Source organism: Vibrio penaeicida (genome assembly GCF_030689305.1).
Lineage (GTDB): Bacteria > Pseudomonadota > Gammaproteobacteria > Enterobacterales > Vibrionaceae > Vibrio > Vibrio penaeicida_B.
This window is the reverse complement of the sequence record NZ_JAUYVM010000002.1, coordinates 299697-314253: the sequence shown is the minus strand read 5'-3', so window position 1 is coordinate 314253 and position 14557 is coordinate 299697. Positions and strand designations below refer to the sequence as shown.

The window sequence follows — 14557 nt, the reverse complement described above, 5'->3', positions numbered from 1 at the left end:
GTGACGGATTACATTATTGTAGGCGGTGGCAGTTCAGCGTGCGTTGCGGCGAATCGTCTGGTAAAAAAGTACGGTGCAAGTGTATTGATGCTCGAAGCGGGCTACCCGGATCTTCACCCGCTTTTTAGCATGCCTGCCGGATTTATAAAAATGTTATCAGGCTCAAAGTACCTCACTTTTCATCATACTAAACCCCAAGATCAGCTTAACCAGCGCGTGCATGATATTCCACAAGGTAACGTACTTGGTGGAGGCAGCACAGTGAATGCCATGGTTTACATGCGGGGGTGCGAAGAGGATTATCAAAATTGGCATCAGGCTGTTGAAGGTGACGGCTGGAGCTACCAAGATGTTCTTCCTTATTACATCCAACAAGAAGGAAACCAGCGCCTGAACAACGAACTTCATGGTATTGATGGTCCCTTGAAAGTATCGGATCCCGTCCAAGTATGTGACATGAGCTTTTTGTACTTGCAAACCATGCAAGCCATGGATGTTCCTCTAACGCTCGATTTCAATCGAGGTGAACAATTTGGTACAGGTCTCATGCAAACCACAACATACAAAGGCCGGCGTTGCTCCGCTTCAAAAGCTTTCCTTTCTGACATCAAACATGAGGAAATATTTGAATTGAAGTTGGGTGCTAAGGTAAGCCGAGTTCTTTTTTTAGATAAGACGGCAATTGGTGTGGAGTATCAACATAAAGGGCAAACCTACACAGTAAAAGCCCAGAAAGAGGTGCTGTTGGCTGCAGGCGCGATAGTGACGCCACAGCTATTGATGCTCTCAGGGGTGGGTGACAAAAAACACCTAGCTGAACACGACATTGATGTAGTACACGATCTCCCAGGCGTTGGGCAAAACCTGCAAGATCACCATGAAGTTCCGATCGTTGTTTCTACCAAAGAAAAGCTGGGGTATTTCGGTGAAGACAAAGGGTTAAGAATGCTCAAAAATGGTCTTCAGTTTTTGCTACTTGGTAATGGTCCTGTCGCAAGCAACGGCTGTGAGACTTGTTCATTCATCAACCCCATCGATCCAAATGCGAGGCCAACCATTCAGCATTACTGTGTCCCAACCGTGTACTTAGACCGAGATGTGATGGATGTAGAGCCCACCCACGGTGCCACGTTTAATGCCTGTGTCATTCAACCCAAATCCCGTGGTAGCGTTCAACTGGCTTCCAACCGATCCGAAGACAAACCTATCGTTAATTCCAACTATCTTAAGCACCCAGACGATATGGCGTTGCAAGTCGCTGGCTTTAAATATTCACGGGAGTTGTTAAAAAAACCACCTCTTTGTGACGCAGTAAAAGAAGAAATTTTCCCCGGTCCATCATGCGTGTCGGATGAAGACATTATGGCGCACTGCAAACGTACCGTTAAAACGAACTATCACCCAGTGGGCACCTGCAAAATGGGAGTAGCAACCGATGAGATGGCCGTCGTCGATAGCTACCTTCGTGTGTTCGGTATAAAAGGCTTACGAGTGATCGACGCATCAATTATGCCAATAATCATTAGCGCCAATACCAATGCACCTGCCATGATGATAGCGGATTACGCAATTGATCGGATGATGGGTGGCTCAGCAAGGAGTTCATCATGACGGTTAAATACCCTGATTTACAAGGCAAGCATGTTTTGGTCACCGGTGGTGCAACAGGGATAGGACGCGCATTGTCATTGGCTTTTGATCAGCAAAACTGCAACGTCAGCTATTTAGATATTGATGCTGATGCGGGTAAAACACTGCAACATGAGCTTAAAAATGGTCGGTTTATTTCTGTCGATATTCGCGATGTATCCGCAATGCAACGAGCAATATCCGAATTGGAAACCGCGTTTGGTCCCGTAGATGTCCTCATCAACAATGCTGCCAATGATCAACGACATTCTTTAGCTGATTTGACCGTCTCCGATTGGGACAACCTAATGAATGTGAACCTTCGATCATACTTCTACAGTGCACAACATGTGCAAGAGAGAATGAAAATAGCCGGAGGCAGTATTATTAACCTGTCATCAATCAGCCATTTGCTAGGGATTTCGGGTTACCCTGCCTATTCCACTGCCAAGGCGGCGATCCACGGTTTGACGAAATCCCTAGCGCGCGAACTGGGGGAATCGAACATTCGGGTCAATACCCTAACCCTAGGCTGGGTTGCGACCGAAAAACAGAAGCAGCTCTGGTTAACCAAAGAATTGGAAGCAGAGTGGCTGAAGAACCAATGCATTAAAGAAATGGTAAAGCCGCGAGACATTGCCAATGCGGCATTGTTTTTGGCATCAACCACCTCATCAATGGTCACAGGGCAATCTCTGGTGATTGATGGCGGGCGAACTTAGGATGAAAAAAATTGACCAAGAAGCAGTTTTTACATGAACACGTAGCCACAGAAATTGGGCAGCGTGTTGTTAGTGGTCGTTACCCTCCAGGGGTAATGTTTGGAAATGAGCAAGACCTTATTGAAGAATTCAGTGTATCAAGAACTGCTGTCAGAGAAGCCATTAAAGTACTGAATGGCAAAGGAATGGTGGAATCTGTGCCGCGCTTGGGTTTAAGAGTTCGCCCCACTTCAGAATGGCACATGCTCGACAGTGAAGTTCTCTCTTGGGTGGTAAAAAGCTCTTTAAATAGTGATTTAATTGTTGAACTCTACGATTTGAGATTGGCATTTGAACCAAGAGCCGCTTACCTAGCTGCAAGCCGATTTTCAAAAGACGACGATATTGCGATGCGTCGTACATTACAAGGCATGACTTTGTACTTGGACGAAGAAGACAGAGTCCGACATGACTTAGCCTTTCATTGTGCCATTCTAGATGCGACGGGAAACCGATTTTATCGCTCTCTTGGTGACATGATATCCGTGGTTTTACAGCATACATTCCGACTTGCTCAGAAAGATCTGGATGACGAATCTTGGGTAGAAGAACATAAAAAAGTCTACGACGCGATTGTGGCAGGCAATGGGCAACTGGCAAGTGATTTAATGTCGTCTCTGCTGGAGAATGCTTTAAGTGATCTCAAGCAAGCAACGGGCACTAATACCAATCACAGTAAGTAAGTGTTCATAAATAGCGAAGGAAAAACGCTTGATAACAAGGCAAAAAATTTCGATAAGTAGTTATTCTACAATCAAATTTTTTAATGCAGTTATCGAGTGTTTTAACAAGCTAGAATGAGCAATTACTTACTACGATTGGTATAAAGTAGAACAAAGCTAGAAAAACAAAAGCCTCGCACATTGGCGAGGCTCTGAACAGAAAACTGTATGGTTTGGGTTAACCTTGGCGACGAGTCGATTTGGTTGGTTTCGCTGGCTTTCCAGGCTTACGTCGCTGGTTGCTTCTACCTGCTGGCTTGCTCACACGCTCTTCGTGACGCTTAACTGCGCGTCGGATTTTCTGGCTACGTGAACGATCACGGTTGCGAGATGAGTTGTGTGGATCAATCATTGAAGTCTTTTCTGGTTGAAGCTCGACCATCTCTCTCAAGTAGTTCACTTCTTTTAGTTCAAGCTCCATCCAACCGCCACGAGGCAACTTCTTGTCTAAGAAGATATCACCATAACGAACACGCTTAAGTCGGCTTACAGTCGGACCTTGAGATTCCCACAAACGGCGAACTTCACGGTTACGACCTTCATTGATTACGACGTAGAAAGTATGGTTCATACCTTCACCACCAGCGTAAACAACATCTTCAAAACGAGCCATGCCATCTTCAAGCTTAACGCCACGAACCAAGTTCTGGATCATTTTTTCGGTTACTTCACCGAACACACGAACAAGGTACTCACGATCAACCTGACGAGATGGGTGCATCAATCTATTTGCAAGCTCACCATCTGTGGTAAACAACAACAAGCCAGAGGTATTCGCATCAAGACGACCAACTGATACCCAGCGAGCCCCTTGAATTTTAGGCAAACGGTCAAATACCGTACGGCGACCTTCAGGGTCGTGGCGAGTACAAAGCTCACCTTCCGGTTTGTAGTAGGCTAGTACACGACAAACCACTTCTTCCGATGCTTTTACAGATACGTTATGTCCGTCAATACGAACAACTGCATTCTCATCTTCCAAGCGTTCGCCAAGCTTAGCAACGATACCGTTCACGCTAACACGCCCAGTTTTGATTAACGCTTCAATCTCACGGCGTGAACCGTGACCAGCACGCGCTAAAATTTTCTGTAACTTTTCGCTCATTTATTTACCTATGTGTCGCCTTCACAGACGTCGAGTGCAAAATTTGATGCCACCAGTTTGGTGGGCGCGTATTATCGCAGACTTTCACCATGAAAATCTAGGGGCTGTTTCTCTTTCGGTATGATTTCTTACTCAAATGCCGCCGGATCACCAGCACCAAGACGAGCAATAACAGGATCGCCTTCGCTAAAGTCAACCACCGTCGTTGGTTGCTCGCCTAGATAGCCACCATTTAGAATCACATCAACCGCATGTTCTAGCTTATCGCGGATGTCTTCAGGATCCGATTCCGCTACGTCACTGCCCGGTAAAATTAATGTCGTAGACATCAAGGGTTCACCTAGCGCTTCTAACAGCTCTAACGCAATCACATTATCTGGAACACGAATACCGATGGTTTTTTTCTTTGAGTTCATCAAACGACGAGGTACTTCTTTGGTGCCCTTGAAGATAAATGTGAAAGGCCCGGGAGTATTGCTCTTCAAAAGCCGGAATGCTGTATTGTCGACTCTGGCGTAAAGCGAAAGCTCCGATAAATCACGGCACAGCAACGTAAAATTATGTTTATCGTCCAGTTTTCGAATTCGACAGATGCGATCTAGCGCTTGTTTGTTTTCAAGCTGACAGCCGAGGGCATAACCAGAATCGGTTGGGTACACGACGACACCACCATTGCGAATAATCGCAACAGATTGGGTAATTAAACGTGCTTGCGGGTTTTCAGGATGAATGTAAAAAAATTGGCTCATTAATCTTCCTCGCTTACGAGCTCTTCGTCTCTTGAGTGTGGGGTGAGACCCCAATCTTTCCATACTGGCTCAACGCCAGAGGGCAGCCATAGATTTCTTCCCAGCTCCATCCACGGTGAAGGATAATGGAAGTCAGAACCTTGGGAAGCTAATAGTTTGTATTGTATAGCATAATCGGCAAGAGTGCGTCGTTCTTGTTGCGCTTGTTGTGGCTGAGCCACTTCCATAGCATCTCCACCCGCTTCACAAAACGCAGTAATAAGGCGCTTTATCCATTTCGCCGTTAACTGATATCGACCCGGATGTGCCAGTACCGCCTGACCTCCAGCTTGATGAATTGCATCTACAGCTTCAGGAATAGAACACCATGCAGGTGGGACATAGCCAGGGTTGTTGCGTGTGAGATATTTTTTAAATACTTGCTGCATGGTTTTCGCATAGCCATTATCCACGAGCCATTTAGCAAAATGCGCTCGGGTTAGCGAAGCTTCTCCGGCTATGGCTCTTACACCGTCTAGCACGCCTTCTTGAGTAACCTTTTCCAGCCTCTGTGCCATCAGCTCTGAGCGCTCAGTCCGTCTTTGCTTTTGTTCTTTGATCAACGTTTGGAGCGCTGGATGATCCGTATCCACACCGAGTCCAACAATATGAATGTCTTTGTTTTGCCAAACCGTTGATATCTCAATCCCATCAATCAACGTGAGTGGTAGATCATTTTCTCGAATGTACTCATGCGCAATAGGTAAGCCGTCAACTGTATCGTGATCGGTAATCGCAAGGGTATGCAACCCAAATTCGAGGGCTCTGTCTATTAATTGTGATGGTGTCAGCCGTCCATCCGATGCGGTGGTATGGCTATGAAGATCTATTTTCATATTTATGCTTGACTTTTTTTCCTTGCACTAGTTAACTAGTACACAGTTTCAGATTACGCACTAAGGTTGCTCATGTTACAGGAATTTAACTCACAACATAACGACAAAGTAACAGCAGACAATGTTGTAGCAAGCTTAGTTGCTGCTTCAAACATAGTTGTTGCTTCGTGGTGGCGTGTGTGGTTAAAACCTACGCGGGCTATTGCGTTAACCTGATTTATAGAATCTTGAAGAAATAGCCCGCTCACTGAGCGGGCTTTTTCGTTTTGTCGACTTACTCACATTCAACCGAACAATAATGCAGCAAAACAACGCTTTCCAAGATTGGGGCGAAGAGTTGAATATGCGAGTATGTATTTTGAGAAACGTGTTTAATCAAAAGGAGGTCTTGTGAATAAGGCCATAATGATAAAAGAGAAAGGACAAGTAACACTTCACCCAATGTCCGTGCCTTACAGCGAAGATCCTACACGCCTTTTTCAGGTGCTTTGCTCAGAAAAAACCAACAGCCTCTTACTTGAGTCTGCTGAGATCGATTCCAAAGAAAACCTAAGCAGTTGGTTGCTCGTTGATGCTGCTGTTCGAATTGTCTGTCGCGGTCACCAAGTGGTGTACGAAGCCCTAACAGAAAACGGTCGTCACCTGATTAAACGCCTTTCGACCAATTTACATCATGATGTTGAATATGTCTTAAGCGACGATAGCTTAGTTTTAGATTTCGAAGAACCTGATGCCAATTTAGATGAAGACAGCCGCCTACGTGAAGCCTCAAGCTTTGATGCGCTTCGTCTTGTGCAACACAGCTACGACCTTAAAAACAAAGATAAGCACACGATATTTATGGGTGGATTGTTTGCGTATGACCACGTGGCAAACTTCGAACCACTTGGACATGCAGACGCCACTAACTCATGCCCTGACTACGTATTTTATGTAGCTGAAACCCTTATGGTGGTGGATCACCAAACTAGACAGTGCACAGTTCAAGCTACGCAATTTGATGGTGATAGCTCGACAGAACAAACATTAAAAGCACGATTAGCAGATATAGCCGAAAAAAGTCATGAGCCAGCTCCGCTAAAAGACGCTCAAAAACTGGCTGACGTAAAGGCCGTTCCAAGCATCTCTGATGAGGTATTCTGCCAAACCGTTACCGACTTGAAAGAATACGTGGTAAAAGGTGACGTCTTCCAAGTCGTTCCGTCACGACGTTTTACGCTACCTTGTCCTTCGCCACTGGCTGCATACAAAGAACTGAAGCGCAGTAATCCAAGCCCATACATGTTCTACATGCACGATGAGCTTTTCACTTTATTTGGTGCCTCTCCAGAAAGTGCTCTGAAATACGAAACCACCACCAACCAAGTCGAAATCTATCCTATTGCAGGAACACGCCCTCGTGGAAAAAGACCGGATGGCGGTATCGATTTTGACCTAGATAGCCGCATTGAATTAGAACTGCGTGCAGACATGAAAGAAAACGCAGAACACATGATGCTGGTTGATTTAGCACGTAACGACGTAGCTCGTATCTCCGAAGCAGGTACCAGGCATGTTGCAGATTTACTGAAAGTCGACCGTTATAGCCATGTTATGCATTTGGTGTCTCGCGTTGTGGGGCAACTGCGTGAAGATTTAGACGCACTGCATGCTTATCAAGCGTGCATGAATATGGGCACGTTAACTGGTGCCCCAAAAATTCGTGCGATGCAACTTATACGTGATGTAGAAAAAGCGCGTCGGGGCAGTTATGGCGGTGCGGTTGGATACCTGACCGGTGAAGGGGATTTAGATACCTGTATCGTTATTCGTTCCGCTTACATCGAAGATGGTATTGCACAAGTACAAGCAGGTGCAGGTGTGGTTTACGATTCTAACCCTCAAGCAGAAGCCGATGAAACTCGCGGTAAAGCGCAAGCGGTTATTTCAGCAATCCAAACAGCGCATAAGGAGTAAAGAAGATGGCGAACTTAGTATTTGTAGACAACTTTGACTCCTTCACTTACAACTTGGTGGATCAATTTCGATCGCTTGGTCATCACGTCACCATTTATCGCAATCATATTGCTGCCGCTGTCATAGAAGAAGCCATTAGCAAATTAGAAAGCCCAGTTGTTGTTTTATCACCGGGTCCGGGCGCACCTTCTGAAGCGGGATGCATGCCGGAATTGATCCAACGCCTGAAAGGAAAAGTACCAATGATAGGTATTTGCCTTGGTCATCAAGCCATCGTAGAGGCATATGGTGGTACGGTCGCCGGCGCGGGTGACATCGTTCATGGAAAGGTGTCCATGATGGCGCATCAAAATCATGCGGCTTACCAAGGACTGCCCTCTCCTATTGCAATTGCGAGATACCATTCTTTAGTCGCGACATCGGTACCAGAATCACTGGAAATCACCGCGGAAGTCGACGGGCTTGTCATGTCCGTGGTAAATGAAGAAGATAAAGTCATTGGTTTTCAGTTCCACCCTGAATCGATCATGACCACGCAAGGCGCAAACTTGTTAGCAAACACCATTCACTGGGCACTGGCGTAGTAAGAATAAAAACAAATTACGGATACTCAGCCTTGCCGTCTAAGTCGGGGCAAAATGAAGGAAGAATTTATGGAACACATTATAAACAAGCTCTACGACCAGCAATCTCTGACCAAAGACGAAAGTCAGCAGCTTTTTGACGTCATCATCAAAGGTGAAATGGATCCTATTTTATTGGCCGCTGTTCTTACGGCTTTGAAAATCAAAGGTGAAACACCTAACGAAATCGCTGGAGCCGCTTCAGCATTACTGGCAAATGCCAACCCTTTCCCACGTCCAGATTATGACTTCGCTGATATTGTTGGCACGGGCGGTGACGGCTCTAACACCATAAACATCTCAACAACAGCGGCGTTTGTTGCTGCCGCGTGTGGTGTCAAAGTCGCAAAACATGGTAACCGTGGTGTTTCCAGCAAATCTGGCTCGTCTGACTTGCTGGACTCTTTCGGCATAAATCTCGCTATGAGCGCTGAAGATACGCGTAAAGCGGTGGATGATTTAGGTGTCGCGTTCCTATTTGCACCTCAATATCACGGTGGTGTGCGACACGCGATGCCTGTTCGCCAAACCATGAAAACTCGTACCATCTTCAATATTCTTGGCCCTCTGATCAACCCAGCTCGCCCAAACATTGAATTAATGGGTGTGTACGATGCGGCACTGGTTCGCCCTATCGCAGAAACGATGTTACAAATGGGTATGAAGCGTGCTGCTGTTGTCCATGGCAGCGGCTTAGATGAAGTGGCGATCCACGGCGATACGTTAGTTGCCGAAATCAAAGACGGTAAGATTGAAGAATATACGTTGTCCCCTGCTGATTTCGGTGTCAATACCCACCCATTGGAAGCCATTAAAGGTGGAGAGCCCGCTGAAAATCGCGCCATTATTACCGATATTTTGACGGGTAAAGGCACAGAAGCTCAGCTATCGGCGGTAGCAGTTAATGTCTCTTTACTACTGAAACTGTTTGGGAATGAAGATCTGAAGGCTAACACGCAAAAAGCTATTGATGCGATGAATTCTGGCAAAGCGTATGAACTCGTAAAACAATTGGCAGAGAGAGGCTAAACACAATGTCTGAACACATTACCAAGCACAACCGAGATATGGCTCAAGTGCTAGCAAAAATTGTTGATGACAAACACGTTTGGGTTGCCGAGCGTAAGAAATCTCAGCCTCTAGAAACATTTCAATCTTCGCTAGTGTCTTCTGACAGAAGCTTTTACGATGCTTTATCTCAAGATAAATCCGCGTTCATTTTAGAGTGCAAAAAGGCGTCCCCTTCCAAAGGGCTCATTCGTGAAGATTTCGATTTGGATTACATTGCCTCGGTTTACAACAACCATGCCAGCGCAATCTCTGTCTTAACGGATGAAAAATACTTTCAAGGTAACTTTGATTTCTTACCTCAAGTAAAAAAGCAAGTTTCTCAGCCGGTATTGTGTAAAGACTTTATGATAGACATCTATCAAGTCTATCTTGCACGTCATTACCAAGCAGACGCTATTTTGCTGATGCTTTCTGTGCTGGACGACGACCAATACAAAGCGCTTGCAGAAGTCGCTGACAGCTTGAATCTCGGTATTCTGACCGAAGTCAGCAACGACGAAGAACTTGAAAGAGCCATTGTGCTAAAAGCGAAAGTGGTCGGCATCAACAACCGTAACTTGCGGGATTTATCCATCGATTTGAATCGAACAAAAGAACTGGCACCTAAGTTACCTGAAGGTACGATTGTCATCTCTGAATCTGGCATTTATAACAACCAGCAAGTCCGCGATCTTGCAGAATATGCCGACGGTTTCTTGATCGGCAGTTCACTCATGTCTGAAGACAACCTTGAGCTTGCTGTCCGTCGAGTTTTACTCGGTGAAAACAAAGTCTGTGGGCTTACTCAAGCAGATGACGCTGCCAAGGTTTACCAATCTGGAGCGGTTTACGGCGGTTTGATCTTTGTTGAAAAATCCAAACGATACGTCGATGCAGATAAAGCTCGCCGAGTCATGAGTGGTGCACCGCTTCAATATGTGGGCGTTTTTCAAAATCATTCCGTACAAGAAGTCACTTCTATTGCTAATGATTTGGGGCTTGCGGCTGTCCAGCTTCATGGCGACGAAGACCAAGCATTTGTCGATATATTGAAAACAGCTCTTCCTGAACAATGCCAAATCTGGAAGGCATACGGTGTGACCGATAAAGCACCTCAGCTTTTAGAACAACACGTCAATCGACACCTATTAGATTCCAAAGTCGGAAATCAGTCCGGCGGTACAGGAGTCACATTTGATTGGTCGCTCATTGGTGAAGAAAAGAACGTCATGCTTGCTGGTGGGCTCTCGCCAGGAAACGTAAGAGACGCCGCGAATCTTGGTTGCCTTGGGTTGGATCTAAATTCTGGAGTAGAAAGTTCTCCGGGTCACAAAGATCAAACCAAACTAACCGAAGCATTTAAAGAAATTAGACACTACTGATCACAAACGAAAAGCTCGTTTAAAGTTAAGGAATTATCATGGCAAAACTTGATGCCTACTTTGGAGAATATGGTGGTCAGTATGTACCACAAATCTTGGTGCCAGCGCTTGAACAATTAGAACAAGCGTTTATTGATGCCCAAGAAGATCCCGATTTTCATGCCGAGTTTATGGGTTTACTGCAAGAGTACGCGGGTCGTCCAACCGCTCTAACGCTGACTCGTAATTTAACGAAAGGGACAAAAACAAAACTGTACCTTAAGCGCGAAGACTTGCTTCACGGCGGCGCGCACAAGACCAACCAAGTACTTGGTCAAGCATTACTTGCCAAGCGCATGGGTAAGAACGAAATCATTGCAGAAACAGGCGCAGGTCAGCACGGTGTGGCAACAGCATTGGCTTGTGCGCTTCTAGGCTTGAAGTGCCGCGTTTACATGGGTGCAAAAGACGTAGAACGTCAAAGCCCCAACGTATTCCGTATGAAACTTATGGGCGCGGAAGTGATTCCTGTACACTCGGGCAGTTCTACGCTTAAAGATGCCTGTAACGAAGCTCTGCGTGACTGGTCTGCATCTTATGAGACAGCGCATTACCTTTTAGGTACAGCAGCGGGTCCTCACCCATTCCCAACCATTGTTCGTGAATTCCAACGCATGATTGGTGAAGAAACCAAAAATCAGATCCTTGCTAGAGAAGGTCGACTGCCAAACTCTATCATTGCGTGTGTTGGCGGTGGTTCGAACGCCATTGGTATGTTTGCCGATTTCATAGAAGAAACCGATGTAGCACTTATTGGCGTAGAGCCAGCAGGTTTGGGGATTGATACTGACCAACACGGCGCGCCACTCAAACACGGTAAAACGGGCATCTTCTTTGGTATGAAAGCACCGTTGATGCAAGACAGCCACGGACAAGTGGAAGAGTCTTACTCTGTCTCGGCAGGTTTGGATTTCCCTTCAGTTGGTCCTCAGCATGCGCATTTGAACGCGACAGGCAGAGCGGAGTACGTGGCGATAAGCGATGATGAAGCATTGGAAGCCTTCCAAACTCTCGCTCGAAACGAAGGTATTATTCCTGCTTTGGAATCTTCTCACGCGCTGGCTTACGCCTTGAAAATGGCACATGACAACCCAGAAAAAGAACAACTGCTGATTGTGAACTTATCAGGTCGTGGTGATAAAGATATCTTCACTGTTCACGATATTCTTGAGAAAAAAGGAGCGCTGTAATGGATCGTTATCAAGCTATGTTCGCCCGCTTGGCTGAAAAAAACCAAGGCGCATTTGTTCCTTTTGTCACCGTTGGCGATCCAAACCCAAAGCAATCTCTGAAAATCATGGAAACGCTGGTCGAAGCAGGTGCAGATGCACTTGAATTGGGCTTCCCGTTCTCCGATCCGCTGGCGGATGGCCCAACGATTCAAGGTGCGAATATCCGCGCGTTGGATTCAGGAACCACACCCGATATTTGTTTTGAAAGTATTGCGGCAATCCGCAAGCAGCACCCAGACTTGCCAATTGGTTTATTAATGTACGCCAACTTGGTTTACGCAAACGGTATCGAGAGTTTCTACAAACGTTGCTCAGATGCTGGAATTGACTCTGTACTGATCGCCGACGTACCAACAAACGAAAGCAAAGAGTTTGTAGAAGCCGCGCACAAATATGGCATTCATCCTATCTTTATTGCACCACCAACTGCATCAGATGAAACACTCCAACAAGTGTCTGAATTGGGTGGTGGCTACACATACTTGCTCTCGCGTGCGGGCGTAACAGGTGCAGAAACAAAAGCGAATATGCCTGTCGGCGACATGTTGAGCAAACTTTCTCAATTTAATGCGCCACCAGCATTACTAGGCTTTGGTATTTCCGAGCCAGCGCAAGTTAAAGAAGCGTTGGAATCAGGTGCGGCTGGTGCTATTTCGGGTTCTGCTGTTGTTAAGATCATAGAGGCAAACGTAAGTGACGAATCAGCTATGCTTACTTCGCTTGCAAGCTTTGTTGAGCCAATGAAAGCGGCAACGCAAAAATAGTCAAGCGAGCTCAAACCAATCCGCTCGGAACACTCTGGCTATAACACTCTATACATGAAACAAAAACGCAACATTTGTGCTAAATGTTGCGTTTATTTTACGTAGCGTTTAATCATTTTTGTTTGTCTCCCTCGAACTCGAATAAACAACCTCTCACATATCTCTAGCAAACGATTGCCTTGCATATTTATTCAAATACTCACAGAGCACCTATTTTTTCTAACTTATTCACCTAGGTTATATTGATCGCATTTCGAATTCAGTGTAAAAAGCCAAGCAAGATTTTCATCTATTTTTGATCGTTAAGTTAGATGCAAAAACCATCATTGGTAACATATACAGCACAGAGGTTATGGAAGTGTTAAAAAATAAGGGTTTATTAAGTAATATCGGCGTTCAAGTCGTTATTGCTATGGTTCTAGGTACCGTTGTTGGCGCCTATATGGGAAGCTCTGCGTCATTGTTTGCGCCTTTAGGCTCAATCTTTATTGCGTTGATTAAAATGCTAGTGATCCCATTGGTTGCAGTCGCGCTGATTTCAGGTGCTGCTGGGCTAGGTGATAGCCACTCAGCAGGGAAAGTGGGTGTATTCACACTGGGCTTTTTTGCTGTTACCTCAGCACTGGCGGTGGCACTAGCATTGATAATGGGCTCTGTTTTTCAGCCGGGCGTCGGCATTGATGTATCTGGTGTCGAAAGTATGTTTTCAAACCAGTATGCCTCTAAAGGTGAGCTCCCTACTTTCTGGGCGACCGTTATCGGTATGATCCCGACCAACGTTTTCCAATCTTTGAATGAAGCGAACATTCTTCAAATCTTGGTCTTTTGCCTTTTCTTCGGGATCGCGGTTTCAAAATTAGAAAAAGAAAAACGCACACCACTTATCAATGGCGTAAACGCAATTGTTGATGCCATGGTATGGATGATTAACTGCGTTATGAAAATTGCACCAATTGGTGTATTTGGCTTAATGGCAGACGCTGTGGGTACTTTCGGATTCAGTGCTCTAACTGTTGTGATTAAACTCTTCTTTGTATACGTTGCTGCCATTCTGATTTTTGGCTTTGTTGTATACCCAGCATTGGTTCATATCTTTACGAAAACCTCAGCGAAGAAATTTATCTCTGCAATGAAAAAGCCTCAAGCCGTCGCGCTTTCTACGGCATCTTCAATGGCTACGTTGCCAGTAACACTAGATACCGTAGAGCACGAGCTCAAGGTACGAAACTCCACGGCTTCATTCGCTTTACCGCTAGGTGCAACCATCAACATGAGCGGTAACGCCATTTACTACGGTCTTGTGGCCATTTTCTTTGCACAGTTGTTCAATGTAGATCTTAGCCTTGCCTCATACGCCGCTATCATCGTAACGGCAACGTTGGGTGCGGTAGGTCAAGCTGGCGTACCTGGTCCGTCTTTCCTTGTTGTTGCGGTTCTATTGGCTGCCGGTATCCCTATTGAAGGCTTGCCACTGCTGTTTGCGCTAGATCGCATCTTCGACATGATTCGTACGGCTCTGAACATTACAGGTGATGCTGCATGTGCGGTTATCGTGGATTCGCTTATCGACGAAGGCGAGACTAACGCCCAACATAAAGTGCAAGACGCCTAGTTAAACTTTAGTAATAGCTAATTAAAAGAGACAAGAAGGAAGCCGATTGGCTTCCTTC

Annotated in this window: 13 protein-coding genes; 10 read left to right on the top strand and 3 right to left on the bottom strand. The window is 45.7% G+C overall.

Annotation, left to right across the window (positions count from 1 at the left end; all coding sequences use genetic code 11):
- The 3 genes from Q8W40_RS04545 to Q8W40_RS04535 are packed head-to-tail and all read left to right on the top strand — an operon-like array spanning position 1 to position 3073.
- Positions 1–1611 (top strand): GMC family oxidoreductase, encoded by a 1611-nt coding sequence (locus tag Q8W40_RS04545; protein WP_305396077.1) that lies wholly within the window; start codon positions 1–3, stop codon positions 1609–1611.
- Positions 1608–2351: an SDR family NAD(P)-dependent oxidoreductase gene (locus tag Q8W40_RS04540; protein ID WP_305396076.1), complete on the top strand. Its 744-nt coding sequence runs from the start codon at positions 1608–1610 to the stop codon at positions 2349–2351. Before Q8W40_RS04545 ends, Q8W40_RS04540 begins: the two co-directional genes overlap by 4 nt.
- Positions 2352–2362: 11 nt before the next feature.
- Complete coding sequence (locus tag Q8W40_RS04535; protein ID WP_305396075.1) at positions 2363–3073, top strand: FadR/GntR family transcriptional regulator; 711 nt, start codon at positions 2363–2365, stop codon at positions 3071–3073.
- Between the two features lie 217 nt (positions 3074–3290).
- Here Q8W40_RS04535 and rluB read toward each other — a convergent pair whose 3' ends face one another.
- From rluB to rnm, 3 genes are all read right to left on the bottom strand, one after another.
- Positions 3291–4217 carry a 23S rRNA pseudouridine(2605) synthase RluB gene (gene rluB / locus Q8W40_RS04530; protein ID WP_305396074.1) on the bottom strand — a complete coding sequence of 309 codons (927 nt, stop codon included), beginning with the start codon at positions 4215–4217 and terminating at the stop codon, positions 3291–3293.
- A gap of 128 nt (positions 4218–4345) precedes the next feature.
- Positions 4346–4966, bottom strand: coding sequence for an L-threonylcarbamoyladenylate synthase (locus tag Q8W40_RS04525; protein ID WP_104402567.1), 621 nt, complete (start codon positions 4964–4966; stop codon positions 4346–4348).
- Positions 4966–5841: an RNase RNM gene (gene rnm, locus Q8W40_RS04520; RefSeq protein WP_305396073.1), complete on the bottom strand. Its 876-nt coding sequence runs from the start codon at positions 5839–5841 to the stop codon at positions 4966–4968. The genes Q8W40_RS04525 and rnm overlap by 1 nt, the downstream gene beginning before the upstream one ends.
- A 390-nt stretch (positions 5842–6231) precedes the next feature.
- Between rnm and Q8W40_RS04515 the strand changes: the two genes are divergently transcribed.
- From Q8W40_RS04515 to Q8W40_RS04485, 7 genes are all read left to right on the top strand, one after another.
- The gene (locus tag Q8W40_RS04515) at positions 6232–7797 is read left to right on the top strand and encodes an anthranilate synthase component 1 (protein WP_305396072.1); all 1566 of its coding nucleotides are present in this window, start codon (positions 6232–6234) and stop codon (positions 7795–7797) included.
- Positions 7798–7802: 5 nt separating this feature from the next.
- A complete protein-coding gene (locus tag Q8W40_RS04510) occupies positions 7803–8381 on the top strand; it encodes an aminodeoxychorismate/anthranilate synthase component II (RefSeq protein WP_305396071.1) in 579 nt (192 codons plus the stop codon).
- 69 nt (positions 8382–8450) lie between these two features.
- A complete protein-coding gene (gene trpD / locus Q8W40_RS04505; RefSeq protein ID WP_305396070.1) occupies positions 8451–9449 on the top strand; it encodes an anthranilate phosphoribosyltransferase in 999 nt (332 codons plus the stop codon).
- 5 nt (positions 9450–9454) lie between these two features.
- A complete protein-coding gene (trpCF, locus tag Q8W40_RS04500) occupies positions 9455–10852 on the top strand; it encodes a bifunctional indole-3-glycerol-phosphate synthase TrpC/phosphoribosylanthranilate isomerase TrpF (RefSeq protein ID WP_305396069.1) in 1398 nt (465 codons plus the stop codon).
- A 38-nt stretch (positions 10853–10890) separates the two neighbouring features.
- Positions 10891–12081: a tryptophan synthase subunit beta gene (gene trpB / locus Q8W40_RS04495; RefSeq protein WP_305396068.1), complete on the top strand. Its 1191-nt coding sequence runs from the start codon at positions 10891–10893 to the stop codon at positions 12079–12081.
- Positions 12081–12887, top strand: coding sequence for a tryptophan synthase subunit alpha (trpA, locus tag Q8W40_RS04490; protein ID WP_305396067.1), 807 nt, complete (start codon positions 12081–12083; stop codon positions 12885–12887). Before trpB ends, trpA begins: the two co-directional genes overlap by 1 nt.
- Before the next feature lie 352 nt (positions 12888–13239).
- Complete coding sequence (locus tag Q8W40_RS04485) at positions 13240–14499, top strand: dicarboxylate/amino acid:cation symporter (RefSeq protein ID WP_305396066.1); 1260 nt, start codon at positions 13240–13242, stop codon at positions 14497–14499.
- The last annotated feature ends 58 nt before the right edge of the window (positions 14500–14557 follow it).

Excerpts from the sequence above, each read along its gene's own strand:
- Q8W40_RS04525 (WP_104402567.1), bottom strand. The coding sequence starts at position 4,966 with ATGAGCCAATTTTTTTACATTCATCCTGAAAACCCGCAAGCACGTTTA.
- trpCF (WP_305396069.1), top strand. The coding sequence starts at position 9,455 with ATGTCTGAACACATTACCAAGCACAACCGAGATATGGCTCAAGTGCTA.
- rnm (WP_305396073.1), bottom strand. The coding sequence starts at position 5,841 with ATGAAAATAGATCTTCATAGCCATACCACCGCATCGGATGGACGGCTG.
- trpD (WP_305396070.1), top strand. The coding sequence starts at position 8,451 with ATGGAACACATTATAAACAAGCTCTACGACCAGCAATCTCTGACCAAA.
- trpB (WP_305396068.1), top strand. The coding sequence starts at position 10,891 with ATGGCAAAACTTGATGCCTACTTTGGAGAATATGGTGGTCAGTATGTA.
- trpA (WP_305396067.1), top strand. The coding sequence starts at position 12,081 with ATGGATCGTTATCAAGCTATGTTCGCCCGCTTGGCTGAAAAAAACCAA.
- Q8W40_RS04540 (WP_305396076.1), top strand. The coding sequence starts at position 1,608 with ATGACGGTTAAATACCCTGATTTACAAGGCAAGCATGTTTTGGTCACC.
- Q8W40_RS04485 (WP_305396066.1), top strand. The coding sequence starts at position 13,240 with ATGGAAGTGTTAAAAAATAAGGGTTTATTAAGTAATATCGGCGTTCAA.
- rluB (WP_305396074.1), bottom strand. The coding sequence starts at position 4,217 with ATGAGCGAAAAGTTACAGAAAATTTTAGCGCGTGCTGGTCACGGTTCA.
- Q8W40_RS04510 (WP_305396071.1), top strand. The coding sequence starts at position 7,803 with ATGGCGAACTTAGTATTTGTAGACAACTTTGACTCCTTCACTTACAAC.